Annotated in this window: 25 protein-coding genes; 8 read left to right on the top strand and 17 right to left on the bottom strand. The window is 48.7% G+C overall.

Annotation, left to right across the window (positions count from 1 at the left end; all coding sequences use genetic code 11):
• Window positions 1-41: 41 nt before the first annotated feature.
• Entirely contained in the window at window positions 42-371 is a 330-nt protein-coding gene (locus MESINF_RS06835) for a PadR family transcriptional regulator (RefSeq protein ID WP_169699129.1), read from the top strand.
• Entirely contained in the window at window positions 358-918 is a 561-nt protein-coding gene (locus tag MESINF_RS06830) for a DUF1700 domain-containing protein (protein ID WP_169699128.1), read from the top strand. The genes MESINF_RS06835 and MESINF_RS06830 overlap by 14 nt, the downstream gene beginning before the upstream one ends.
• 16 nt (window positions 919-934) lie before the next feature.
• Here MESINF_RS06830 and MESINF_RS06825 read toward each other — a convergent pair whose 3' ends face one another.
• From MESINF_RS06825 to MESINF_RS06790, 8 genes are all read right to left on the bottom strand, one after another.
• Window positions 935-2683, bottom strand: coding sequence for an ABC-F family ATP-binding cassette domain-containing protein (locus MESINF_RS06825; protein WP_169699127.1), 1749 nt, complete (start codon window positions 2681-2683; stop codon window positions 935-937).
• A 232-nt stretch (window positions 2684-2915) separates the two neighbouring features.
• Complete coding sequence (locus tag MESINF_RS06820) at window positions 2916-3269, bottom strand: ATP-binding protein (protein ID WP_231936906.1); 354 nt, start codon at window positions 3267-3269, stop codon at window positions 2916-2918.
• A 58-nt stretch (window positions 3270-3327) separates the two neighbouring features.
• Window positions 3328-3669, bottom strand: a complete 342-nt coding sequence (locus tag MESINF_RS06815; RefSeq protein ID WP_169699125.1) for an STAS domain-containing protein — start codon at window positions 3667-3669, stop codon at window positions 3328-3330.
• A 76-nt stretch (window positions 3670-3745) separates the two neighbouring features.
• Window positions 3746-4864 (bottom strand): PP2C family protein-serine/threonine phosphatase, encoded by a 1119-nt coding sequence (locus MESINF_RS06810; protein ID WP_169699124.1) that lies wholly within the window; start codon window positions 4862-4864, stop codon window positions 3746-3748.
• A 15-nt stretch (window positions 4865-4879) separates the two neighbouring features.
• Entirely contained in the window at window positions 4880-7900 is a 3021-nt protein-coding gene (locus tag MESINF_RS06805) for an FtsX-like permease family protein (RefSeq protein ID WP_169699123.1), read from the bottom strand.
• Window positions 7881-8603 carry an ABC transporter ATP-binding protein gene (locus MESINF_RS06800; protein WP_169699122.1) on the bottom strand — a complete coding sequence of 241 codons (723 nt, stop codon included), beginning with the start codon at window positions 8601-8603 and terminating at the stop codon, window positions 7881-7883. Before MESINF_RS06800 ends, MESINF_RS06805 begins: the two co-directional genes overlap by 20 nt.
• A 42-nt stretch (window positions 8604-8645) precedes the next feature.
• Window positions 8646-9191 (bottom strand): hypothetical protein, encoded by a 546-nt coding sequence (locus tag MESINF_RS06795; protein WP_169699121.1) that lies wholly within the window; start codon window positions 9189-9191, stop codon window positions 8646-8648.
• 7 nt (window positions 9192-9198) lie between these two features.
• Window positions 9199-9819, bottom strand: a complete 621-nt coding sequence (locus tag MESINF_RS06790) for a PRC-barrel domain-containing protein (protein WP_169699120.1) — start codon at window positions 9817-9819, stop codon at window positions 9199-9201.
• A 210-nt stretch (window positions 9820-10029) separates the two neighbouring features.
• Here MESINF_RS06790 and MESINF_RS06785 point away from each other — a divergent pair, with 210 nt between their 5' ends.
• The 4 genes from MESINF_RS06785 (at window position 10030) to MESINF_RS06770 (ending at window position 12045) form a co-directional block, all read left to right on the top strand.
• Complete coding sequence (locus MESINF_RS06785) at window positions 10030-10563, top strand: chromate transporter (RefSeq protein ID WP_169699119.1); 534 nt, start codon at window positions 10030-10032, stop codon at window positions 10561-10563.
• Window positions 10560-11090, top strand: coding sequence for a chromate transporter (locus MESINF_RS06780; RefSeq protein WP_169699118.1), 531 nt, complete (start codon window positions 10560-10562; stop codon window positions 11088-11090). The genes MESINF_RS06785 and MESINF_RS06780 overlap by 4 nt, the downstream gene beginning before the upstream one ends.
• A 591-nt stretch (window positions 11091-11681) precedes the next feature.
• Window positions 11682-11828: a hypothetical protein gene (locus tag MESINF_RS06775; RefSeq protein WP_169699117.1), complete on the top strand. Its 147-nt coding sequence runs from the start codon at window positions 11682-11684 to the stop codon at window positions 11826-11828.
• 70 nt (window positions 11829-11898) lie between these two features.
• Complete coding sequence (locus tag MESINF_RS06770) at window positions 11899-12045, top strand: hypothetical protein (RefSeq protein WP_169699116.1); 147 nt, start codon at window positions 11899-11901, stop codon at window positions 12043-12045.
• A 44-nt stretch (window positions 12046-12089) separates the two neighbouring features.
• Here MESINF_RS06770 and MESINF_RS06765 read toward each other — a convergent pair whose 3' ends face one another.
• Together MESINF_RS06765 and MESINF_RS06760 are read right to left on the bottom strand one after the other, a co-directional pair.
• Window positions 12090-13805, bottom strand: a complete 1716-nt coding sequence (locus MESINF_RS06765; RefSeq protein WP_169699115.1) for an HD-GYP domain-containing protein — start codon at window positions 13803-13805, stop codon at window positions 12090-12092.
• 250 nt (window positions 13806-14055) lie between these two features.
• Complete coding sequence (locus MESINF_RS06760) at window positions 14056-14652, bottom strand: GerMN domain-containing protein (protein WP_169699114.1); 597 nt, start codon at window positions 14650-14652, stop codon at window positions 14056-14058.
• Window positions 14653-14772: 120 nt separating this feature from the next.
• Here MESINF_RS06760 and MESINF_RS06755 point away from each other — a divergent pair, with 120 nt between their 5' ends.
• Together MESINF_RS06755 and MESINF_RS06750 are read left to right on the top strand one after the other, a co-directional pair.
• Window positions 14773-14922 carry a hypothetical protein gene (locus MESINF_RS06755; RefSeq protein ID WP_169699113.1) on the top strand — a complete coding sequence of 50 codons (150 nt, stop codon included), beginning with the start codon at window positions 14773-14775 and terminating at the stop codon, window positions 14920-14922.
• A 745-nt stretch (window positions 14923-15667) separates the two neighbouring features.
• Window positions 15668-16906, top strand: a complete 1239-nt coding sequence (locus tag MESINF_RS06750) for an anaerobic sulfatase maturase (RefSeq protein ID WP_169699112.1) — start codon at window positions 15668-15670, stop codon at window positions 16904-16906.
• A gap of 80 nt (window positions 16907-16986) precedes the next feature.
• Here MESINF_RS06750 and MESINF_RS06745 read toward each other — a convergent pair whose 3' ends face one another.
• The 7 genes from MESINF_RS06745 to MESINF_RS06715 all read right to left on the bottom strand — a co-directional run bounded on the left by MESINF_RS06745 (window position 16987) and on the right by MESINF_RS06715 (window position 24293).
• Window positions 16987-17937, bottom strand: coding sequence for a radical SAM protein (locus MESINF_RS06745; protein ID WP_169699111.1), 951 nt, complete (start codon window positions 17935-17937; stop codon window positions 16987-16989).
• A 5-nt stretch (window positions 17938-17942) separates the two neighbouring features.
• A complete protein-coding gene (locus MESINF_RS06740) occupies window positions 17943-18734 on the bottom strand; it encodes an NAD(P)/FAD-dependent oxidoreductase (protein WP_169699110.1) in 792 nt (263 codons plus the stop codon).
• A complete protein-coding gene (locus MESINF_RS06735) occupies window positions 18731-19324 on the bottom strand; it encodes an isochorismatase family protein (RefSeq protein ID WP_197712650.1) in 594 nt (197 codons plus the stop codon). The genes MESINF_RS06740 and MESINF_RS06735 overlap by 4 nt, the downstream gene beginning before the upstream one ends.
• A gap of 775 nt (window positions 19325-20099) precedes the next feature.
• Complete coding sequence (locus MESINF_RS06730; RefSeq protein WP_169699109.1) at window positions 20100-21383, bottom strand: metallophosphoesterase; 1284 nt, start codon at window positions 21381-21383, stop codon at window positions 20100-20102.
• A gap of 284 nt (window positions 21384-21667) precedes the next feature.
• Window positions 21668-22186 carry a type II secretion system protein gene (locus MESINF_RS06725; RefSeq protein WP_169699108.1) on the bottom strand — a complete coding sequence of 173 codons (519 nt, stop codon included), beginning with the start codon at window positions 22184-22186 and terminating at the stop codon, window positions 21668-21670.
• Between the two features lie 146 nt (window positions 22187-22332).
• On the bottom strand, window positions 22333-23610 hold the full coding sequence (locus tag MESINF_RS06720) for a HAMP domain-containing sensor histidine kinase (RefSeq protein WP_169700907.1): 1278 nt from the start codon (window positions 23608-23610) through the stop codon (window positions 22333-22335).
• Between the two features lie 5 nt (window positions 23611-23615).
• On the bottom strand, window positions 23616-24293 hold the full coding sequence (locus MESINF_RS06715; protein WP_169699107.1) for a response regulator transcription factor: 678 nt from the start codon (window positions 24291-24293) through the stop codon (window positions 23616-23618).
• Window positions 24294-24297 lie beyond the last annotated feature (4 nt).

Below are 24297 nucleotides of genomic sequence, written 5' to 3'. Positions count from 1 at the left end.
GACCAGAACCGGGCGGTTGTTTCTGTTACGGGGTGTTTCACTTGGATAGCCAGATGAAAAAGGGTGTTTTAGATCTCTGTGTTCTTAGCATTCTTGACAAGGAAGATTGCTATGGTTATCAGCTGGTTGAGAGGGTGTCTAGTGCTGTCGAGATCTCCGAAGGCACTATATACCCTCTTTTGAAGAGACTCCAGAAAGAAAACCTGCTCTCTTCATATATAATAGAATCCAGTGAAGGACCGGCAAGAAAATACTACAGGTTGACCGATTCGGGAAGATCGAGATTCATGGATCTGAAAAGAGATTGGAGAGAGTTTGCCGAAAGTGTGAACGCTCTCATCGGCGGGGAGGTTGACAATGAAGGAATTTGAATACATCAGGTTGCTCGAAAAGGGACTTGGCTCCCTCTCCGCTGTTGAGAGGCAGGAACTCCTTCAGGATTACCGCGACCATTTCAGGGAAGGGAAAAAGGCCGGCAAAAGCGAAGAAGAGATATCGCGCGCACTCGGCGATCCCGAGAAAATTGCCCGTGCCATAACTGCAGAGTACAGAGTCAGCAGTATCGAAGAGAAATCCGGAAAAGGACGGGGCATCGGCGCGGCGATCGTGAGCATAATCGGGCTGAGTTTCTTCAACCTTGTTGTTTCCCTGCCCTTTTTCATAGTTTTGTACGCGCTCGTTCTCTCGCTTTACGTTGTTGCCGCGGCCTTCGTCGCCAGTCCGTTCATACTGTTCTTTTTTCCGTACCTCGTAAATCTACCATTCGACGTGACTCAGCTACAACTGCTTCTCTTCAGCTTCGGCCTTTTCTTCATAGGGCTGGCCATCTTCTTCATGTCCGGAAAGATCTGGAACGGAGTTCTGGGACTGACCGTTAGGTTCTTGAAATGGAACATAAATGTTTTCAAGGGAAGCTAGAAGGGCTAGTACCCTTCTAGTCTTCAGTATCTTCATCTTTTTCTTCGGGCGGGGCTTTCTCGACGCTCTCCCAATCGTCCTGTGATCGTCTCCGCCTCATCTCGGCCTCACGCGCGGCATAAGAAATGTCGTCGCTTATCTGCCTGAAAAGGCGAACATCTACTCTGGACGTACTTTGGAAACTCTTCAGAATACCCCGGTCGATGAAAAAGAGCCTCTGGCCATGACTGGCTATGAAGCGTCTGTCGTGGCTTATGAACACGAATCCGCCAGGGAAACCCGCCAATAAGTCGTCCATGACTTCGAGCGATTCTATATCTAGATGGTTGGTGGGTTCGTCCATGAATATAAATTCGGCCTTTGAGGCGATCACCTTGAGCAAGGCGGCCCTCATCAACTCTCCATGACTCAGATCGGATATTCTGGCCATCGCCCGCTCCCTCCTGAAACGGATGTTCGCGAGGTGACTTCTCAGCTTTTCCTCCTCTATTCCGGTTGAGAGGAACTCTTCGATCAGCGTCTTCCTCTCGAAGAAATTTAGAACGTTCTGGGGAATGTAGGCCCATCTGACGCCTTCGTTCCTGTAAATCTTTCCGGATGAAGGCTCTAGCTCACCGATCAGACACTTCATAAGCGTCGTCTTTCCAGAACCGTTTTGCCCGATTATCCCCACTCTGTCGGTGGTGTCTATATCCACAAAGGCCCCGCTTATGATCTCGTCCGCTTCGTAGGAGAAGCTAATATCCTCAGCGCTCACCATCTTTCTCCTGGAAACGGTGTAATCTGAAAGAGAGAAAGAGAGGGGCTTCTCCACGAAGGGCTTTTTTTCCTTCAGTTCATCGATCAGTTTTCCGGTTCTTTTCTGAACGGCCATCGCCCGTCTGGCCTGTTTGGCGGCCATATGTCCAACGTAGCCTTTATCCCTCGCGTGCCTTTTGGAGGCCTCTTTGGAGGCCGACCAGTTTTTCCTTCTCACTATCTCGGCCTCAAGTTGACGAATCTTCCTGTCGATCTCTCCCGCCTCTTTCTGTCTGGAGAGGGAATCGCTCTCCAGATGCTCTAGCATCAGCGAGTAACCACCGTTTACCGAGAGCGATTGACCGAACTTCAGATAGATCGTCTTGTCGGCCACCCTGTCTATGAAAGTACGATCGTGGCTGACCACGATTATTCCCGTTCCCCTTCTTTTGAGTCTGCTGATGATCTCTTCAAGCCTCAGTGTCATGGCTATGTCGAGATGGTTGGTAGGCTCGTCCAGCAGGAGGAGCTTCGATCGGCTGAGAAGCGCTCTCATTATAGAGAGAAGCCTCTTTTGACCCTGCGAGTGTTCGTCGAACCCTTTATGGATCTCGTCTCTCTCGAAGCCGAAATCCACGAGCGTCAGAACTATCTCCTCTTCGAAATCGAAGCCTCCGATCGCGTGATACTCGTTTATGTACTCGGCGTGCGCGAGTGGATCGGCGGCCGCCTCTAGCTTTTCGCGCAATTTCAACAGCTCCGGTCTCGCACCGAACAGGTAGTTGCCCGTGCTTCCGCGGTAATCTATATCTTCTTGCCGCACATAAACGGGCCAGTAACCACGCTCGATCTGCACACTCCCGCCGGAAAGGGCGATCTCGCCGACTATCGACCTGAGAAGAGTCGTTTTGCCGCAGCCGTTGGGGCCGGTGAGCGCCAGTACCTCCCCGGGCGACAGGTCGAGATCTATTTTTTTCAGAATATCGAGGTTGTCGAACGATACGGATAGATCTTTTACGTGTAGCAAAGAAACCACCTCCATTATGGCCTGCGAAATTCCCGTTATTCAATGTGGTGTTGGCTGAGAAGCCGAAAAACGATGGAAATGCTTAACAGGAGTCAATCACGGAAAAGTGATATTCAGTTGTGCCTATTATCGGGGTAGTTTCTTCATTTCTGCACCTTTATAGTTATGACCTGTGTACTTTATAACATATCTCTGCGTGCCGATTCAAGTTGTCCGGCCTTGATTTTAGGAATCAAATAATGATCGTGAGGATGTTTTTGTTGTTTTTATACGCGTATTCAACCTTCCTGGAGCATCTTTTTATGAGGTAAATTCCCATCCCGCCCTTCTGAAGGAGCTCGAAGTTGTTGAGGTTTGGATCGCTCACATCGAGGGGATTGAACTCTCGCGAAGCGTCTTCGATAACTATCTTCGTATAGCTGTTTTCGAAGCTGAGCTCTATCTCGATTCTCTCTTCCTCTCCAAGATCACCGTGCTTGACAATATTCACACAGGCCTCGGTGACGACCAGGCCGGCCCTGAAGCCAAACTCTTCGCCGGCCACCTTTTTGACTATTTCCGTTATTCTGGATGAAACCAAGTCCACCTCTTTCATAAGAGGTCTAACTGAGAAACGCTGCTTCGACTGCTTCATTCAACTGTGTTTACAGAGACTTTGTAGCCTCTTCGACTGTACCGTCGTGAATCTGGAAGAGCCTGTCCAGTCTGAGCGTGGCCAGGAGTTTTTTAATCTCCGGGGACAGGTTCACAAGGTGGAGGTTGCTTCCCTTTGTCGTCAGAGATTTGTATATACTGATCAACGCGGCAATTCCCATCGAGTCTATGAACTGGATGTTGCTTCCGTCGATTATCACGGCAGAACAAATGGCCAGATCCTTGCTTTCGTACCATTTGCGAAAACTGGCCGAAGTCTCGCCGGTAATTCTGATGGGTTTCTCCAGGGAAATTACGCCTATACTTTTTTTGAGCAGTTCGAATTTAAACATAATGCACCCACAACCTACTACGTTGTGGAATCCCTCCTTTTTCAACTCACCTTCTTAGACGTGGAGATCCTCTACTCTAGAACTCTATCAGGAGTAGCGAGACATCGTCTTCGGCTTTCTTGCTTCCCTTGAACTTTTCGAAACGATCTCTAAGATTCTCTATGGTTGCGGAAAGGCTCATATCCCGGCAGCCCAGCAGGATATTCCGCAGCCTTTCCTCACCGAACATCTCTCCGTCTTCGTTAGTGGACTCTGTGAAGCCGTCCGTGTAGAGAATCAATCTGTCCCCTTCCGAAAGGTTAATCTCTTCGATAGATCCACGTATCATATTCATGCCTATCAGACCTTCCTTGTTTTCGAGAACCCTGAGCCTTTCATTTTCCATCAGCATAGGAGAGGGATGCCCGGCGTTGCACAATAGAAGTTTTTTACTCGATGTATCTATGATCATCGAGATGATCGTGAAGAAGAGGTTGAACTTCTCGAACTTGAAATTGCCGTCCAGTTCGGCCATGAAGTCCTTGAGGTCGAATTCCCCCTCTCCAATACCTCCCCTGTAATCCTCGATGAACCTGTGGACCATTACCGAAAGCATCGCCGCGTTCACACCATGACCAGACATATCGGCCAGATATACGAAGAACTTTTCCTCTCCCAGTTTTACGACGTCGAATATATCGCCTCCCACCCTGTACGAGGGAGAGTAGATCCATTCCATCTTCAGTCCCTGGAGAGCATTCTGAGGAACGAGGGCCGCCTGAATTCTCCCTGCTGCCAGAACATCGCTCTGCAGGTTGTCCACCGCTACCCTCAGAGACTTTATGAGGTTGTGCAATTTGAGCTGTGTATTGACTCTTAGCAGAACCTCCTCCGACATAAAGGGTTTGGATATGAAATCGACAGCTCCCGAACTCAAGGCCGTCAGCTTGCTCTGGCGGTCGGACGAACCTGTGAGAACTATCACCGGTATTGCTTCCAGATCTCTGTCTTCTTTGAGTGCCGACAGAACTTCCAATCCGTTATAATCGGGGAGCATGAGATCGAGCAAGATCAAGTCGGGTCGTTCTTCTCTGGTCGCCACCAGCGCCGAACTCCCATCTGGGCTCTCGATAACTTCGTGACTGTCCTTGACGAGTATGGATTTCAAGAGAACTCGAACCGCCCGGTCGTCATCCACGACGAGTATCCTGCTCATTCGAGAACCTCCTTTTTATTCGAAATACCTCAACGCCTCTGCCGGTGGTATCTTTGACGCGATGTAGCTCGGTATTATAGTGGAAACCAGCGACGCGATGTAGAAAATCAGCGACATTCCCAGCAACTGGTCCCAGGGAATGGAAAGAGCCATACCCTGCATCAACGGCGAGGCATAGATTTCCACACTGGTGAGGGTGCCGGTTATTATTCCAAGGACGATCCCTATTACGACTATGAACGACGTTTCCAGAACGAAAGAGGCGAAGACCATCTTCTTTGTGAATCCTATGGCTTTGAGCATACCGACTATCCTCTTGCGTTCGTAAAGAGCCTTGAACATAATTATGGCTATACCGACTATTCCAACGAGCATACCGAAGTACAGGAAGGATCTCAGAATGCTTATCGTTCCCTGTATAATCGTTGTCGTCAACTTTATTATATCGTCAACGAAGATCATAAAGAGACTTCCCGAACCCATAGCGTTTTTCAAAGATTCGAAACTTGCCTTTTTCTCTTCTTGCGTTTCTCCCCTCAAATTCAAGAGGTAATTCCTGATCGAGACCTTCCCGTCGATGGATTCGGGGATGTTTCCCCTGTACACGAATATCCCGTTCATGTACGTTATCGTGTTTTCAGGAAGCGTGGCTATGACCGTCATTTTGACCCGCTCCTCGCCGATCATGACGTCGCTCATGCCTCTCATCAAGAAAGACGACATACCGCCGGTATCTTCCTCTCGCTGAATCAATCTTCTCAACTCGACCGTATCTCCGGGGAGTATTCCGGGAATGACGTTGGAAGAGACCACTACGGTATCGGGGTTCGATCGCAAATACTCCCATACTTCTCTGGAGTTCTTGAATTTGTCTTTATCGAACGTTATTTCCGTGAACTTGTTGTTGACTATGAAACTATCGTCCAGTCCGTACATGTATTCACGGACGTATCTTTCTTCTCTCTTCATCGCCACGCTTATGCTCTCTATGTTGGTGAGGGCCGAGACTTCGCCTCTTGACTGCAGATCGCTGAAGGAGACCATGTTTCTTGTAGAGAGCGAGAAGATACCTACATCGTATCCCCCGAATATCATGTCTCTACTCTTAACGAGAACCTGTTCCTGGGAGTAGGGGATGATAGAAATCAGCGTTATAACGAAGATGACGACGCCGTACATGGCTATCGTTAAACCTGTCCTGACACGGTTCCTGGCGGAGAAAGCTATAGATATCTTGAAGACCGGCGCCGCCGATCTCGTTTTCTGGAAGATCTTGTTGAGTATGTACTCGAAGGTCTTGAGGTTATAGACTATCAGGAAGAGACCGGCGAAGAGAATGGCCCCGCCCTTTGCCACGACAAGATAGACTGAACCTCCGCTATTTTCGGCAATAAGGGAGAAGGAGTTGCTGAACATCGTAAAGAGTATCACACCTATGGAAAAGAGCGACTCGATCGTTCTTTTGTTCTTGAGCGGTATCGCCACAGGGAAGAGCAGCCCGGTAAAGACGACTCCAACGAAGAAGAGCGTGGCGTTTCCGGCCGAGTAACCGCTGTAAGCCATGATGATCGATACCAACACACCCAGCGAGGCCATAATGTTGATCATGAACCTGCTCTTCTGATCCATCTCGTCGGGTATGTTTCTGACCGCCGTAACTATGTTGGTTCTGGATATCTTCCTTCCCGTATAGACGACTATTATCATGGGTATTATCAGACCCAGAAGAAATCCATAGAAGATCGACTCCGGTCGGACGAAAAATCCGAAGGAGTTCTGTATGGAGCTGAACACCGTGGCAGCCCCTTCGAAGGGTATCAGAGCGGTTATATCTGTGAAAAGGTTGACGAAGCTCTCGAATATGAAGTTTGCCAGTGCTACTCCCGTTACCACCCCTATGGCCGAGGAGAACACAGAGTAGAAGAAACCCTCGTAAAGGATCGTTCTGGAGACTCTACGCCTTGAATAGCCTATCGCTCTCAATGTACCGAGCTCCATCCTTCGTTCCTGGGCAAGCATGAGATATATGTTTGAGAGAAGCAGTGTTCCCGCAAAAATCGCAAAAACGCTCAACATGAGGAACAAAAGACCGATATTGCCCCGATCAGCCATATCGAGCGCGTCTTTCTTAGGTGTCTCGATTTTGAAGTCGCCACCTGCGATCTCCCTTATAGATGCCGCTACCGCATCGGTCAACTTGACTCCGCCTAGAAAATCCCCCCTGTTTGATACCAGAAGGCCATTGTAATAATCGGGAACATTTATTTTGAGCAAATCTCTCGCGGTGTCTATATCGGCAAGCATTGTGAACCCGTTTGGAGGCTGGTTGTTCGCCTCAACCTGGTAGTAAAGCAGACCGTCGCCTTTGACTATGTCGGAGATTTGGACTTTGGGGAGTTCTATCCAGAAAAGCAACCTCTGTCCCGCATCGGACATTATCTCCAGCGTATCACCCACCGATAGAGCCAGCGAATTGGCCAGCTCTTCGTTTATGACCACACTGGCGATACCGTCAGCACTTGAGAGGCTTGATGGATCGACCACGCCTTTCGAATCGGGCCATTCCGTCAGGTTTTCGGGTTTAACGCCGATGAGTGATATCTGGACGGATTTTCCGTTCTGTGCTCTCGTCTCTCCCGGTCGGCCGGCCGTGACGTTTCTACTCAATAGCGGGAGAATGCCATCGATATTCGAATCCTGAAGCAAGTGTTTCACCAGAGCTTCAATCTCTCCGTTGGGTATGAACTCCTTCGCTATGGTCCGGTTTTCCGAAGGAATGAAAACAAACTCGTCGATCTCGCCGTTGCTCCGTTCTATCTGGTTATGCAGAAATTTCTGGAAGGAATCGTTCATCGCCATAGAGCCGACTATCAGAGCCGTACCTATTAGCGAGCCGAGAATCACCAGCAATGTGTCGGCCTTTCTCCTGAAGATATTTCTGAAGCCTATCTTGAATATCACCGGATTGAAGATCATGGAGACGACTATCGCGACAGTCGCGGCTCCAACCAGGATGCTAAGAATTTGAATTAGCATTCTGAGACACCTTCAAATTTTGGTTTTCGTCTATCTTCAATATTTTTCCGCTATCCATATGCAAAATACGGTTAGAGTAGTTCGATACCCTTTCGTCATGTGTAACTATTACGAAGGTCTGGTTGAAGGTTTTGTTCAGCTCAATGATAAGGTTCATGAGCTCGGTGCTGGTTTTCGTGTCCAGAGCCCCGGTAGGTTCGTCGGCCCAGACTATCGCAGGTCTGTGTACTAGAGCCCTGGCTATGGATACTCTCTGTCTCTCTCCGCCGCTCAACTGCGAGGGTAGGTAAGTCGCCCGTCCATCGAGATTTACCTTCGCCAGTATATCCATAGCGGCCTTTCTCGCCTTCTTTTGACTGCTTCCTATCGTCAACATGGCCAGCTCGACGTTTTCGACCGATCTCAGAACGGGGATGAGGTTGTAGAACTGGAAAACGAAGCCCATGTTCAATGCCCTGAAACGCGTTTTTTCATCGTCTCTAAGGGAGTGGAGATCGATGCCTTTTATTATCACTTTTCCGCTAGTTGGTTCATCTATACCAGATAAGCAGTTTAGAAGAGTGCTCTTCCCGCAGCCCGAAGGACCGAGGATCGAAAGAATTTCACCCTCGTATATATCAAACGAAACTCCTTTCAATGCTTCAACTACGACTTCACCGGACCTGTAAGTCTTGCTCAGGTCCCTGACTTCAACAAACGTCATTGGTAGCATCTCCTTTCGATCGAACAGCCAGAAAACGATGTTCTAATTATACGATATATCTTCAATTGCTTTTCTTATCTCGTTGTTTAACTTTTCAATAGTATTCTCAAGCGTTCTGAAGGCTCTTCTGGCAAGAATTACGATTATGAAGGAGGCTCCATAAGAGAATAGGCCTGCGTAAAGCTCTGTTCCCCTTTGCAGAAGAATAGAAGAAAGCATCACCGCCATCGGGAAGAGCGGGGCCGCATATATGGAAAAGAGGTACAGTTTTCTCTGGATTTCGGTCGGTTTTCTCAATCTGGATTCGAGCGAAGTTACGACCTGCTCGAGGTTTTTCAAGTTTTCCGAATCTATCAACTTTCCCTTTGTCTCTTCTTCGAAGGTTTTTCTGAAATTAAGCAGGTTGTCGGCCTTCTGCACGAACAGGGCGACCCTGCCGGCGAAGGAACTCCCGGGAAGGCCGAGAACGATATAGTAATCCAGTAAGATGACTGCAGGAAGAAAGAAAAACACGAGATCTACCCGCACACCTCTGGAGAAATTTAGAGCGAAAAGAACCACTGAAAAGACCAGATAATAAACCAACAAATTCAGATCATTCCATTTCAGGTAGTTTTTCGATCATTATCGCTGAAGCGGAAACCAGAACTTTCGCTTCGTCTATCTCTTCCACCCAGTCTATGGGTATGAGTTTTCTGGACTTCGAACCGAAACCACCGATATCGCCCACGACGTGGGTTATCTTTCCTTCGTCGTTCAGGACGAAACTGCGGACCCGTCCGATTGTTTTGTCTTCGACAGTGACTATATCGCAGCCGGGTTCCAAAGATTTGGTGTCCTTGGGTACGTTTATCGATGTGTTGAGGGGAGGAAGGGGATACAGTTCGGCGTAATCTCCGACCGGTCTGAGCCAGTAAACAGGGGTAACTCCACTTTCCAGATTCTCGATCTCTTCGCCAGTTACGAAGAATGTCTCTTCATAATCCTGAAGGGATTCAACGTTTTTGGAGTCGATCTTCAAACGCACTTCGTCGGGTGCCGCGAAGAAAACGGTAGCTATCGGGATCAATTTGGCCAATCTATTGAATACCCCTTTCTCGATAACGATGTGAGTCACTTCGTTGTTCTTTGGGTGTATCACAACCCGGATAACCTTTCCAAGGTCCTTTCCGTCGGAGGAGACCGCCCTGGCGCCCCACTTTATTCTGTTCTCCATTTATCTCACCTCCTTTAAAGACAAGTTTAACATGCCCGGCATACTCTCTGATGTTGTTTTAGTGTATAAGACTGCAAGAAAAAGCGCAAGGTTGTAAAATATCTTTGATTGGCCGTGCATTTAAAGGCCAGGGAGCGCTTGAGTCCTGGTGCGATTCATACATCGATGGGGCAGACAGACACGACTAAAATTATGAGGGTTGACACTTGTATGAGTTTATTCAAGCTGTTTATGATATTTGTGAAAGTCAGCTCCTTCACCATAGGCGGCGGCTACGCGATGGTTCCTGTGATTAAGGAGTTCATCGTAGATAAGTACAAACTTCTGGGTGAAGACGAGTTCATGGACGTGATCGTGACGGCCCAGACGGTGCCGGGGGTGATAGCCGTTAACACGGCCATGATCCTTGGCACAAAGCTCGCGGGTCTGTGGGGAGCCGTAGTGGCCGTTCTGGGTTCCATAGTGCCCCCATTCTTGATAATACTGGTTATCGCCAGTTTTTTCACCGATTTCGCCGATCTGCCAGTCTTCGAAGGGTTTTTCATGGGAGCCAGGGTTGGCGTAACGGTAATTCTCGCAAATTTATCTTTGCAACTAATTAAGAAAAATGTCAGGAAATATCCGATCCTCGCGGTAATCGCAGCCGGTACGGCGGCCATAGTTCTATTGAACTTCTCCTCTATCTGGATACTGCTGATCAGTTCGGCCTGTGTGTATTTCATAGACAGGAGGCTCAAAAGATGATCTATCTGGAGCTCTTCTGGGCCTTTTTCCAGATTGGATTTCTCGCTTTTGGCGGAGGGTATGGAGCCCTGAGCCTCATTCAGGATCAGATAGTCAATGTGAATAAATGGCTGGAATTGCCGGAGTTCTTGGATCTGATCTCTATCTCTCAGATGACCCCCGGGCCGATAGCCATTAACTCGGCCACCTTCATAGGCTACAGGATAGCCGGGCCGGTCGGTTCAATCATTTCGACGATAGGTGTCGTACTTCCGAGTGTTTTCTGGATCTTCTTGATTTTAAAACTTCTCAAGATACTCTCTCGCTGGATAGATACGGCGCTGGTCTTCAACGCGCTGCGGGTTTCGATCGTTTCGCTCATACTGGCAGCCACCTTCAGAATAGGCATCGAATCGATTAACAACCTCTTCGCCGTGGTAACCGGGCTGGTCGCCTTCTATGTGCTTTATCGCTACAAACCCTCCGTGATCTGGATAGTTCTGGGCACAGGAGTGGCCGGTATCTTCTGGAGACTTATAAACGGATAAAATCGAGAATCAACTTATATCGACTCCTCTTTTTGACGCAACGCCTTTCAGCAGTTTTGAACAATCCTAACAAGATTGAATACTTAGATGATAGTATTCGAATCAATTCAACGATCGTTTTTTATCGAAAACAACCGTAAATCAACTGGTATCAACAGTAAATAAAATATGATTCAATAGATTTAATCATTTTGGATACTCTATTGATTAATATAATTTTTTTTAGTTATCTTGAAGCGATTAAAGGCGATTATGGCCATTTAAACCCAATTAATACTATTTATCTCTCTGCTACTATCTTTTGAAATATCAATCTAAAAAATTTAAAATGTACTTGAAATCTCAATTTTGTGGTGAATGACACGATTATAAGTTATCTCGAGCGATTGGCTATATAGCTTTTTTTCACTGGTAATGATGAAGGTATTTTTATGAAAAGTAGTTATTATTTCAGCTAAATATCACTCAAACAACTGACAAGGAGGTATTTCTATGTGGAAGATCCCCGAAGAAGAAGAACCGCATTAGCTGGCTTCAAAGGTAAGAGCAGTTCCTGATGTTTTGAAACTACTAAAATCGGAGGTGTTTGAAGTGAAAAAGTTGATAGCGATTCTTCTTATAGGTATGGTAGCGTTCGGCACGGTAGCTTTTGCAGGTCCAGGTTTCTGGAAAATCCCCGAAGATGCGATCACCGCCGACGGTGGCCCGGGTTTCTGGAAGATTCCAGAGGGCGCTTGATTCGGCAGGGCTTTCGATCATCTATATTTCAATCAGTGATTATTAGAAGGGCTTAAGGGAGGTTGAAGTGATGAAAAAAATGATAGCAATTCTTCTTATAGGTATGGTAGCGTTCGGCACGGTAGCTTTTGCAGGTCCAGGTTTCTGGAAAATCCCCGAAGATGCGATCACCGCCGACGGCGGCCCGGGTTTCTGGAAGATTCCAGAGGGCGCTTGATAAGGACCGGCCGACGGCAGGTTCTTTACGGAACATTTGCCCCCTCACTGGCCTCGCATATCGGCCGTTTCATTGATATCAGTCACTCTGAAAAATTCGGATATAATTATATTCCATATACTGTTTAGTTCTTCATGTTTCACGATGATTTCGTTCATTCTCACATATGAGATGAATTTCCTCAGGAGACCGATTTCGATTATCTGGCCTCCTTTTTCTTTGAGATACGATAGAGCTTCCTCACGCGAGAGTGCTTTTCTGTAGGGTCTATCGGTGGTCAAAGCGTCGTAAACATCTGCTATCGCTACTATCTGGACCAGGTAGTGGATCTCGTCTCCCATAAGGTTGTCGGGGTAACCGTTCCCGTCGATTCTCTCGTGGTGGTGCTTGACTATATCTCTCACCGTGCCGGGGAAGCGGAGATCTCCCAGGTATTTGTCGCCGTAGATTGGGTGGCATTTTATTATCGAATACTCTTCGTCTGTGAGCAGGGAAGGTTTATTGAGAATCTCGTATGGGATATCGACCTTTCCGTAGTCGTGAAGCATCGCGCCTATAGAGAGGTTGAAAAGGTCCATCTTTTCCAGAGAGAGACTCTTTCCAAAGCCATAGCAGAGTTTCAGGACTCTGAGCGTGTGGAGAGCGGTATAATCGTCTTTCCGCCTTAGTTCGTACATTAGCTGGTTGAACACCGACACCAAACTTTCGAAGAGGTTGTTGACGAAGTCTTTCAGGTGTGGCGATATGGTACTGTAAACGCTCAGCGACTCGAAGGCTCTGAGCGAGTTTTCCAGGGCTTTGAAATAGTCGCCGCGGTTGTGCATCAACGAAGCTTCAAGAATTAGAGTCTCGCCCAGTATATAGTTGGTTACACACTCATCGGGCAGTGACTTGAGAAGATTTAGATAATATCTGGCCTTTTCGATGGATTTCACTCTTGAAAAGAAATGTCCAAGAAATATATACGAAACTGCAATGTCTGTCCAACTGCTGCTGGAGTGTATCAAGGCCTCGAGTTGTTCGGCCACTCTACCGGCATTTGCAAGATCGTTCATTTGAAGCATTATCTTCAAATTGAGCATCAATCTATAACCGTTTACGGAGTCGAAGTCGGGGATTTCGACCGTCTCTTCCAGCGCGTTTAGCGCTTCTTCGAACCTCTTTTGAGAGTAAAGATAATCGGCTATGTTTAACTGAACGATCGTAGCCCTAACTGGCGAGCGTGTTTCGGCTTTGGCCTTTTCGTAAAGTTCCCAAGGATCGTCGCCGGTCTGCAGCTGTGTGGAAACCAGCCCCAGATTGTTATAATACTCGAACTTCTTCGCACCGGGAACGAACCGTTCCTGTTCTATAAGCTGGTGAAAGAGAGAAAGAGTCTCTTTTGCGAATCCCATTTCGAAAGAGGTCATCATGTGAAGCATCCGCAAGTTTATAGAGTTTTCGGCTGAACACTTCGGAGCTATCAAATCGACTCCCAGCCTGGAAACCATGTAGGCTATTTTATCCTCTGAGTTGCGTGCGTAGAAATAAGAGAGCGCATAAAGCCCTTTAGCCAGCGAGTCTATGTCCGAATCCTGTATCGTAAGACCGGGTTCTTCATCGAAGGTTTTCGCATAGGCAAAGTCCAGAGCCAAGAGGAACTCTCTTTCCTCTGCAGAAAGAGACTCGTCCCGATCTATGGCTCTTACCTCCGATCTAAAGATCGAAGGGCTATCATAATTGAACCGCAAAGCCAGGTCTCTTATTCTGAAATTTTTCAAGATGCAACTCCTCTTCCCTGAAATATTCTATCACGTCATATGGCGGCTGATCGCTCGATCAAAGGCCAAAGACAAAAAAACTCCGGACTACTGAATCGTCGCTCCGGGTAAACTGGATTCAATATCGAAAGATATCAATTCGATGAACGCAATCTTAAAAATACTCCATACAGCAAGACATGACCTGGATAGGCCAAAATGGTCGAAAAACGGGAGTCTCGATACTGACAGAATATCGTCGTTGACTCTCCTAAGGCTTAAAAAGCGTCTCGGGTTCATATACGACTCTCTTCACAGTGTCGAATTGCATCACGGTCTTCTCTATCTGTGCCCTCAGAAGAGCGATCCGGCAAGCCCCTCCCGATGTGAAATCGGAGGGATCGGAGAACTTCAAGTAGAGAACTCCGTTTTCCAGACGTGCCCCGAGAAACTGGAGCTCCCTGCCGGGGAACTCCGTTTTGAACCCCAGATCCCTTTCAGCTTTCGTTAATTCTCCCCTTACTAAAAGCCTTACAACATCGTTTATCGGTGATTGAGAATAAGGAAGGGACCTTTCGACAGGAATAACCGCGTTTATATCGCAGACGGCATCGCCGTTGATCGCCTTGTCCAAAAGTTCATTGTAATAGTAAAGGCTGATCTTCATCGTCTTTTGCGTACCGGTTACGGCACTGAATTCTAGTTCAAGGGCGGCGTACTTCTTTTCAAGAGCCTGAAGAGTCTTCTCAAGCCTTCCGGTCTTCAGTAAAAGCATCAGAAACAGCACAAGGAGGACTAAAGAGACTGCCAGACTGGAAATTAAGATGATCCTGAAGACCGGAAAGGATTGCTGCTTTCTAACCCTCATTAAACTCACCTCTCAATCAATGACACTTCAATTATACATTTTATGTCGATGATGGAGGCCCCGGTACTCAACTTATGTGTTTCAAGCCTCTTAAGAGCCGTGGTTAGTAGGTGGTGTGTTATGTGGGTCGCGGGTAAAATCGAGATGCTGGATCAGGTCCGGCATGACGTGAAGGAGGAAAGACACGAAAAACAGGGACTGACAAATCTCTTCATGTCTGTCCCGTTTTTCGTGAAGACCGGGATCCTGACTAGGAGCACGTCAGGATGACCTGAAGGGAGAGTCTGCCCTGATGAGCCTGCCCTGAAACGCTCCCCCTCGTGTCATCCCGTAATGCTCCTATACGGGATCTCGTTCTTCCGAAGGACGGAGATGCCGGATCGGGGTCCGGCATGACGTGAGGGAGGAAAGACACGAAAAACAGGGACTGACAAATCTCTTCATGTCTGTCCCGTTTTTCACGAAGACCGGGATCCTGACTAGGAGCACGTCAGGATGACCTGAAGGGAGCAAAGACCGGGATGCCGGATCAGTGTCCGGCATGACGGGAAGGGACTGTCATCCCGTGTCATCCCGTAATGCTCTTATACGGGATCTCGCTCAGAAGAACCGTCCCCCGTCCACCGTCCCAGATCATGGACCCGTCCTTGGGAAGAGCGAGGGTAAACGTAAACGATAACAGAGGTAAGAGGAATGAGGTCAGAGGTAAGAAGATCAAAATCCCGCTCTTCTCGCCTCACACCTCTACCCTCTCACCTCTGGTTCCGCTCTTCCCGTTCTCTCCTCTCTCTCCTCTTCTCAAATCTTTAACCGAGAACCTGGACGCGTAGCGTCGGAACAAACTGCCGTTCTTTCCGCTCCAGTATATTTAGGTACATTTTTCCTGTATCATTGTATCGAAGAACCCGCTCGCGGTCGGGCGTTAAGGAAGCGAGTCCAACTTGATGGCGGTGGAGTCTCCAGAGTTGACGGGAAGGCTTGAAGTTACCGGAGTTCAATCGGCCGGAGGTAAAATATGGGACAGGAACCGCTCAAGAGAAATAATCAGCACAAAGTACAGGCCTTTCATGTTATGGTCAAGCCAACCGGGGCGCTGTGCAACCTAGATTGCGCTTACTGCTTCTACCTTCACAAACAGGAATTGATCAACAGCAGGAACGTTATCAGCGAAGAAGTACTGGAGAGGTTCATCTACGAGTACATAAACTCTCAGAACGTTTCCGAGATTGTCTTCACCTGGCAGGGCGGAGAGCCCACTTTACTCGGGATAGATTTCTTCAAAAAGGTAATAGAATACGAAAGGCTGTACTGCCCTCCGGGTAAAAAAATAGCCAACGACCTGCAAACCAACGGAACCTTGCTGAACGAGAAATGGTGCGAGTTTCTCAAAGAGTACAACTTTCTGGTCGGCATAAGCATCGACGGTCCCGAGCGGCTCCACAACGTATATCGTGTCTCGAAAGATGGGGGGCCCACTTTCAAGAGAGTCTTCAACGCCACAAAACTTCTTCATAGATACGGTATAGATTTCAACACGCTCACGGTTGTCAACAGGATCAACGCGAAATTCCCCGGTGAGGTGTATCGCTTTCTGAGAGATTCGGTAGGTTCGACGAGAATACAGTTCATTCCGCTGGTCGAGCCAAAGATATTCAAGGAGAGGCCCACAACTTTCATGGCCGAGGATTCGATGCCTATAATCGGTACGAACGAGGCCTTGCCGTCAAAAGCTGGGTCGATCGCAACAGACTGGTCGGTGGTTCCACAGGATTACGGGCGCTTCTTGAACGGTGTCTTTGACCTTTGGTACAGAAACGATATCGGCCGCGTCTTTGTCTTTCTTTTCGAGTGCGCCCTCGGCCAGTGGCTTGGTATGCAGTCTTCGCTGTGCATCTTCGCCGAAACCTGCGGACGCGCGCTGGCGATAGAGGCCGACGGAAGTATCTACTCGTGCGATCACTTCGTATATCCCGAACACTTGCTGGGAAACATAATGAACAAGAGGTTGATCGATATGGTGAACTCTACGTCGCAGACGGTATTCGGTATTTCCAAGGCAGCGACGCTTCCCGATTACTGTCAAAGATGCGAATACTTGTTTGCCTGTCACGGAGAATGTCCGAAAAACAGATTCGTAAGAACACCCGAAGGAGAGGCCGGGCTTAATTACCTCTGCAGCGGACTGAAACTTTACTTCAGTCACATCGATCCGTACATGAAAGAGCTTGCCGAGGCCTTCAGATCCAGCCGGTGAGTAGCACTGCAGGGTATCTTCAGTTTTGTTTAAGGCTTTAAAACAGGATATCGTTTCAATACACCGCAGTTACCATCCGATCATTCAATACCACCCTTCGATTTTACGAAGGAATACATTTCGGGGCTTTTCTTCATTCTGTCGATGTGCCTGCGAATGTACAGCCCGCAGTTGCTGCCTATACGGTTTTCTTCGGGCTCACCCACGCTCACTATGACCTCGAAGCCCCTCGCGCGCAGACCATCCACGAAGCTCTCGTGCAAAAGTAACGAGCCGTCGTCTTCAACCGCCGTCTTGATTTCCTTTTCATGGGAGCGGTACGTCGGATTCACAGGCGTTATCTTCACGAGAAACTTGCCCGGGTCGAAAAATCTAGAAATTATGTCGCTATCGACCAGAGACCGGGTAGAAAGAGCGAAATTCAAAGTTATCTTCCTGTCGGTCGGACCGCAGAAGATAGATCCATAATCGGCTATCTCTTCGAAACTCCATTTTCTTACGGGAATCAGCCAGTCGCGCTGGAATATGTCGGTGGAGTGTATCGAGAACTGGAGTTGAAACCTTCCCCTGTAAAGCCTCTCTTTTATCGTGTACAGCTTTTCAAAAAAGCCTTTCGAGCTTGCCGGAGCGATAGTGCTGATCGAGGGGAGAAGGCCCGGCGCGTCGTACTTCCGGGGAAGCATTTCGAGCGCTTCCAGAACCGAAGGGTTCAGTGCAGGCTCTCCGATTCTCGCGAACTGGATCTTGAATTTCTTCACGTTAACGGTTGACCCGTATCTACGGCTCACCATGTAGTCTATCTGTTCCAGTATCTCTTCACTGCCGAGGTTTCTCCTGTACGCTCCACCGGCATCGCAGAAGGCGCACTGAACAGGGCAGCCATCCATCGTGGATACGATCAGAACCCACTTCTCTTCGCGTGGAAGCGGTGGCTGCAGAGATTCGACGAACTCCACCCACGAAGCCCGTGAAGTCTCACCCGTATGCACGATAGCCAATTCTTCCTTTCCGAAACTCTCTATTATCTTCATTATCATCACCCTTCCAGTGCTATTTTCATGGCGCTTTTTATTCCGTCTCCGATAGCTATGGAGGCCTGTCTGTAGATTTCGCCCCTGGCATCGCCGATTATCTCGCATCTGTCCGAATCAATCCTTGGAATCAGTGATTCTCTGCCAATACAGATAAGTAAGGCGTCGGCCGAATAGACGTTCAGCGAGGTCGTTATCTTCAATAATGCTTCGTCCGGTTCAACCCGCAGGATAGATTCGGCGCGGTGCAACTCGACTCCCGCCTTCTCCGCCGATGCTTTCAACGGCTCTATTGCCCTCAATGTCTCGCTTCTGGAGAAGAGCAATGTTCTACTCCCTCTCAGGCTTGCTCTGACGGCACCGTCGAAGGCCATATCTCCGGCACCGTAGATCGCGATTACTTCAGTTCCCGGGGGGATATCCCTGTATTCGTAAACCACCCTTGAGCAGGTCTCGAGCGTGGGAAGCCTCTTCGGTGCGGTACCGGTGGCCACCAGAGCGTAATCCACCTTGTATCGGGCCCTGCGGGTAACGATGATTCTATCGCGAATGGCCGTGACCTCTTCATTAATTATCGCGATGTCGTTGTCGGTTAGGCGATCTTCCAGCTTTCGACAGAGCTCCTCTCCGGTGCACGGTTCGAGCGGAGGGAAGTTTTCTACACGCCAGGCGTTGTTGAGGAGACCGCCTACGGTTCTACGTTCGAAAAGCAGCACTTCGATTCCGTATCTTTTGAGCATTATCGCGGCCGCGACACCGGCCGGTCCTGCTCCGACGACTCCCACCGTCTTGATCATAAACGCCTCCTCAGCAATTCAAGAATCTCCAGGGTGTTTGACACGGCTGAAAAGCCGCTTGCGAGGTTTTTAAGAGATCGGACATGCTGATCGACATCTTTATCGCACAGGGCATCTTCTATCATCACCGTTCTGTAGTCCTTTACAAAGGCCGATCTCGCCGTGGTCTCGCAGCACAGGTGCGTTCTTACGCCGCAAATCACGAGCTGGTTCACCCCCCTATCTTTTAGAAAGGCGTCAAGCCCTGTTCCGTGGAAAGCATCATAACTATCCTTGTAGAAGAGGGGAAAATCACTGAACTGAGGAACGGCCCAGTTATCGGCGACGGTATTGCCCCACCACTCCTCCATCATCTTCGAGCCGCCTCTGTGGACAGTCGAAGCGACCAGTAAGCGGCAGCTAACGAATCCTTCTATGAGTTTGCCCGTATTGGCCACAACCGTTTCGATTCCTTCCAGATAGGCCCGTGATTTTCTGTCGCTGAAGTAATTTTGAAGATCGATCACCAGCAAGGCCGGGGAGTAAAGCACAGGTCTGTGCTTCTTGCGCTCGCGACCAAAACTCTCTTCGAACAGAGCTTTCGTAAGCACGGTTTCATCTCCTCCCCGAAGAGTCCGAATTAAACAATTCTATCACCATATGACAAGACAGGAAAAGGCATCCAGTGCTTGGCAAAGGTGAGGGTAATGAATGGACGTTCACAGTTCTTAAGAAGCGTGATGGGTAGTGAGTAGTGGGTAAAAGCAAGATGTCGGATCAGGTCCGGCATGACGGGAAGGAGGAAAAACCGCGAAAATGGGGACTGACGATTCTCCTGACGTCTGTCCCGTTTTTCGCGAAGACCGGGATCCTGACCAGGAGCCTGTCAGGATGACGTGAAGGGAGCAAAGACCGGGATGCCGGATCGGGTCCAGCATGACGGGAAGGAGGAAAAGGCGGGATTCTGGCTAGGAACATGCCAGAATGACGTTAGGGGAGAGCCTGCCCTGAAATGCTCCTATTCAGGGTCATCCCGGGCTCCGACCCGGGATCCACTCCTTAGAAAACCAAAACCGTGATTCTGAGTCAAGCTCAGAATGACGGGAAGAAGGAAGAACGTGATTCTGGCTAGGAACATGCCAGAATGACGTTAGGGGGCTGTCATCCCGGGCTCCGACCTGGGATCCCGCTCTTCTCGTCTCACACCTCTACCCTCTCACCTCTGGTTCCGCTCTCTCCAATGACGGGTCCACGCTCTTGGACGAAGTGTGATTCGGATCTAATTTGGACACCATTTGGGCAGCGAAGAAACTAAAAGAAACCGGCTCCCACCACTGTTTCAATTGCTGAAAGCCGGTTTTTATATTAGAGCATAGTCCTCACTTTTTATTCGGTATCGCTTATAGTTCCATCGGCATGATACTCCATCAGGCGAACGTCTGTGAACTGCTCACCGGATTCAATAACTACAAAGCACCTTTCCAGACCGATCAGATTTTCGTCAATCCAGGTACCGCTGTTGGCATATACTTTTTCTTTGTCGTACTCATTTTCGTAGCGATTGACGAGTGGCACATGCGAGTGCCCGAAGACGACCACATCAACGGTCGAATCCAGATCAAAGTACTGTTTGACAGCCTGTTCGTCTAAGAATGTATGGTCAATCGCACCGGCAGTAGCTTGGGAATAAGGATTCTTAACGGCTACTCTGTTGATCTGTTGCACTTCGTCCCAACGTCTTTGGACGTTCGCGTATAACACGGCGCTTATTGAGCCATCATCCTGGACAGTTGGCAGCAAATCGCTCAGCGAAAAACTGTTGTCGTATCCATTAACGCCGACGTAAATTGCTTTTTCGTCGAAATCGGCTTTGATGGAAAAGGTCGTCATAGCCCACAGCCAAATATTGTAATACGTGTAGGCATCAAGCTGATCCGCATCTTCTTTTGAAGGGGCTTCGATCTCAGGGAAATCCTTCTTTGGCGCCGATTTGCCTTCCGCAACAGATGTAGATGCGATTCGGGTGAAGAAATAACCGGGGGGTAAGAATGAGGCGTAATCGCCAGTTATTTCTTTGTTGGACAAAATATCGGGTGCGCAGAAAGTATCATAACGATGACCGTGCTCAATGGCAATCTCGGAGCGCATGCCCGTGCGATAAATTCCCAGACCATCAACATCACGGGCCTGGACAATTCCGGGAATCAATTTCGCAAGCGTTTCTTCGTCCAAGAGAAGGTCGTGATTACCCGGAACATAGGCCACGATAATGCCGCTTTGGATGATCTTCTCAAAAGCCACAACAATCGAAGCATTATTTTCTACAACCCGCTCGAAGAAAGCTCCCAGATCGTTATGTGGCTCATACGATATCGGTACGAACCACTCGTCAAACATATCACCTGCAATGACAAGCTCGTCGATGTCGCTTATAACCAGTCGTTCCAAGAACTCAGCGATCAGGTCTTTGTTCTTCACTGTTTCGGAAAAACTGTCATCCACTCCTAGATGTAAATCACTTATAACAACTACCCTGTAGGCTTCATGAGCGGATTCCTTTTCCCATAAAGGTAGCGGTTCGATTTCTCTTGTCAGATCGGCGGAGATCATCACAGACGAAAAAAGCACCAGGACAAGTACAAAAACGAATCTTTTCTTAGATCCTTTCACAGAAATTCCTCCTATTTGTCAGGCTTAGAGTTCTTGGAGATAAAAGAGAAAGCGCCAATGAAGCAAAGTCAATGCCATTAATTATTTAGTAGCCTCCAACTATCGATATAATCTTCCGTATATAGATCAACAACCAGTATACTGCAAATACAGGCCAGTTACTTATAAAATCAACTTTGAATTAGCTGTGGAGAGTGTGTTCTTGGGAGTCCTGATGAGTGGAGCGATGGGTAGTGGATAAGAGCGGGATGCCGTGTCGGGGCCTGGCATCCCGCTTTTACCGATCAGTATATCGTGAAGTAGAAGTAGTAGTAAACGTCGCTTGCACTGGATCGGTAAGGTGCGCCGTCTTCTATCAGCGAGTCGTCGGCGTCAAGATTTGTGGAAGTGTATTCCAGACTCTGGTTGCCCAAGATTTCGCCCGCCGTTGCCAGATCGACGTCGCCGCCGGCGTAAAACACCACTGCGTAGTAAGTGCCGCCCGAGGTTCTGGTGTAAGCAAAACCGTAAAGATCATTACCACTGGAGTCCTTTGGAAGATCTCTGCCGAGGTCGCTCAGTCTTATAGGGGTATTTCCGTGGCTTTTTATCTGGCCGGCGGAGTTCGCTCCGTTGAGATATGCGGCGTGCTGAAGAGCGCTCGAAAGCGTTTTCAGATTTTGAGCCACCTGAGTTGCTTTGGCCTTTTTTATCGCGTTCATCGCCACGGGCGTGATCGTCGATATCAACGCAGCCATGACTGCGAGGACTATCAACAGCTCGACCAGGGAGAAACCATTCTTTCTTCGGGTCGCGAAAATCATTTATGCCCTCCTGAGATGTTTAGATCGTCAAAATAGCAAAGATTACTACCTAAATTATACTTTGAATCGTATGGATGTGGAGGGGGTGGGTGTTAAGAGTTTTGGAAAGTAAACTGAATCGAGCGAATCACACCTTACGGTTAAGCCTATCGAACTGGGAATCTGATAGTGAAACAATTTATTCCGTCCCGGTGTTCGTAGAGGAGTAGGGCCTTGTGCAGTTTTGCCACTTCCTGTACAATTGTGAGACCTATGCCGTTTCCAGTTGCTCCAGAGGATCCGCTCAGCATACCGGGCCTTTCGATTTCGACTTTTCGACCCCTGTTTGTAACCTCCAGAACTATGTGCCCTTCTCCGGTTGAAAGCCGCACACTCGCCGAACCGTCGGTCGTGTACCTTGCTGCGTTATCAAGGAGGTTTATGATGGCGTGCTCTATCATGTGAGAGACTCCACGCATCTCGATGGCAGGTGCTACGTCGAGCGCAAACTCCACACCGGGGTAAAGTATCATTATCTTTTCGATCGTTTCCAGAAGCAGTCCGGAGAGATCCACCCTGGCCATTTCCAGCGGTACGGCACTTTCGATCCTTGAGAGCAGGAGAAAACCCTCAGACATCCTTATCAATTTGTCGAGCTCATTCATTATGCCCTTGAGCGAGAGTCTCATCTCCACGGGCGAGGAGTTCTTCTCAATCGAGAGTTGAAGACTCGTTTTCATTATGGCCAGCGGAGTCCGCAGTTCGTGGGCTATTTTCGAGGACATCTGGCGTGTATCTTGGACGAGTCTTTCTATCCTGTCGAGCGCCCTATTGATCTCGAGCTGGAGTTTCTCTATTTCCTGGCCGGTGTTTTCAACCTTCACCCTCGCACCGCCGATCTCGGAACGGCTGATCCTTTCGAGCTGATCTCCCGCCTGTTCAATTGGCTTCATGAGCTTTCTGGTGAAGGCCATCCCCACCAGGCTCACAAAGAGCAGGGTAAAGATTGCCGAGAGAATTATAATCAGCAGCAGGTTATTCAAATGGGCCCGGGTTTCTTCCAGTCTGTAGAAGGTCACTACCTTCCGGTCCACGCCCTCGATACTCTCCAGACTCGCCCGGTAGCGGTAATCACCCGCCGTTCCCGTTCCAAAACCTACGGAAGACAACACGCCCGGTTCGATCCGGAAGCTCGCCAGCGGTTTTTCGCCGGCGTACAGAGCGAAGCCGAGATTTTCGTCGCCGGCCAGACTCAGGAGCCTTTTCTCGCCCTCCCCGGCGTACTTATAGGTATTTACTATATCGTTGTGGAAAGATAGCAACAAGCCGTCTATCCTCCTATATTCGAGCGTTCTGAATATCATAAAGAGCGTTATGCTGAGCGCGAAGACGACCGAGCCGTATGTGGCAAGGTAGAGGAGCGTGATTTTGTTCTTGATAGTCATGGACCTCACGGCTTCTCCCTCAACCTGTATCCCCTGCCCTGAACGGTTTCTATTATGTGGTCGAGCATCAACGCTTCGAGCTTTTTGCGTATGTATCGGATGTAAACGTCTACTATGTTGCTGCGAGGTTCGTAGCCGCTCTCCCAGATTTTGTCGGTAATCTCCTCTCTGGTGAAGACCGTTCCGGGGTTTCTCATAAATAACTCGAGAATCGAGAATTCTCTTGCGCTCAGTTCGATCGGTCTCTCGCCGTAGAAAACGGTCTGTTTTCTGGAGTCGAGAACGAGCTCACCGCAGGCTATCCTTTCGCCGCCCCTGAGATTTGCCCTTCTCAGGAGCGCCTTGATCCTGGCAAGAAGCTCATGAAGATCGAAGGGTTTGGGCAGGTAATCGTCGGCGCCGGCATTTAGCCCCTCTATCCTGTTGTCAAGCTCACCCAGCGCCGTTAGCATGAGTATCGGCACGGTGGATTTTATCTCTTCCCTGAGAAATTTGCATAGCGAGAGGCCGTCCATACCCGGGAGCAGAATGTCCAGGATTATGCAATCGTAGCTTCGCTCGAGCGCCAGATCCAGCCCTTCTTCACCGTCGAACGCCGCATCGACGGAGTAGCCCTCGCCTTTGAGAAAATCGGATATATTGTCGGAGAGTTTTCTCTCGTCCTCGATAATAAGCAACTTCATGGTG

Source organism: Mesotoga infera, assembly GCF_900157305.1.
Classification (GTDB): domain Bacteria; phylum Thermotogota; class Thermotogae; order Petrotogales; family Kosmotogaceae; genus Mesotoga; species Mesotoga infera.
Note: the sequence above shows the minus strand (reverse complement) of the source record. Positions and strands in the feature narration are given on the sequence as shown.

Bases quoted from the DNA above. Each gene is read 5' to 3' on its own strand.
- MESINF_RS06830 (WP_169699128.1), top strand. From the start codon at position 358: ATGAAGGAATTTGAATACATCAGGTTGCTCGAAAAGGGACTTGGCTCC.
- MESINF_RS06815 (WP_169699125.1), bottom strand. From the start codon at position 3,669: ATGTTTAAATTCGAACTGCTCAAAAAAAGTATAGGCGTAATTTCCCTG.
- MESINF_RS06810 (WP_169699124.1), bottom strand. From the start codon at position 4,864: ATGAGCAGGATACTCGTCGTGGATGACGACCGGGCGGTTCGAGTTCTC.
- MESINF_RS06805 (WP_169699123.1), bottom strand. From the start codon at position 7,900: ATGCTAATTCAAATTCTTAGCATCCTGGTTGGAGCCGCGACTGTCGCG.
- MESINF_RS06800 (WP_169699122.1), bottom strand. From the start codon at position 8,603: ATGACGTTTGTTGAAGTCAGGGACCTGAGCAAGACTTACAGGTCCGGT.
- MESINF_RS06790 (WP_169699120.1), bottom strand. From the start codon at position 9,819: ATGGAGAACAGAATAAAGTGGGGCGCCAGGGCGGTCTCCTCCGACGGA.
- MESINF_RS06785 (WP_169699119.1), top strand. From the start codon at position 10,030: ATGAGTTTATTCAAGCTGTTTATGATATTTGTGAAAGTCAGCTCCTTC.
- MESINF_RS06780 (WP_169699118.1), top strand. From the start codon at position 10,560: ATGATCTATCTGGAGCTCTTCTGGGCCTTTTTCCAGATTGGATTTCTC.
- MESINF_RS06770 (WP_169699116.1), top strand. From the start codon at position 11,899: ATGAAAAAAATGATAGCAATTCTTCTTATAGGTATGGTAGCGTTCGGC.
- MESINF_RS06760 (WP_169699114.1), bottom strand. From the start codon at position 14,652: ATGAGGGTTAGAAAGCAGCAATCCTTTCCGGTCTTCAGGATCATCTTA.
- MESINF_RS06755 (WP_169699113.1), top strand. From the start codon at position 14,773: ATGTGGGTCGCGGGTAAAATCGAGATGCTGGATCAGGTCCGGCATGAC.
- MESINF_RS06750 (WP_169699112.1), top strand. From the start codon at position 15,668: ATGGGACAGGAACCGCTCAAGAGAAATAATCAGCACAAAGTACAGGCC.
- MESINF_RS06745 (WP_169699111.1), bottom strand. From the start codon at position 17,937: ATGAAGATAATAGAGAGTTTCGGAAAGGAAGAATTGGCTATCGTGCAT.
- MESINF_RS06740 (WP_169699110.1), bottom strand. From the start codon at position 18,734: ATGATCAAGACGGTGGGAGTCGTCGGAGCAGGACCGGCCGGTGTCGCG.
- MESINF_RS06725 (WP_169699108.1), bottom strand. From the start codon at position 22,186: ATGATTTTCGCGACCCGAAGAAAGAATGGTTTCTCCCTGGTCGAGCTG.
- MESINF_RS06720 (WP_169700907.1), bottom strand. From the start codon at position 23,610: ATGACTATCAAGAACAAAATCACGCTCCTCTACCTTGCCACATACGGC.
- MESINF_RS06715 (WP_169699107.1), bottom strand. From the start codon at position 24,293: ATGAAGTTGCTTATTATCGAGGACGAGAGAAAACTCTCCGACAATATA.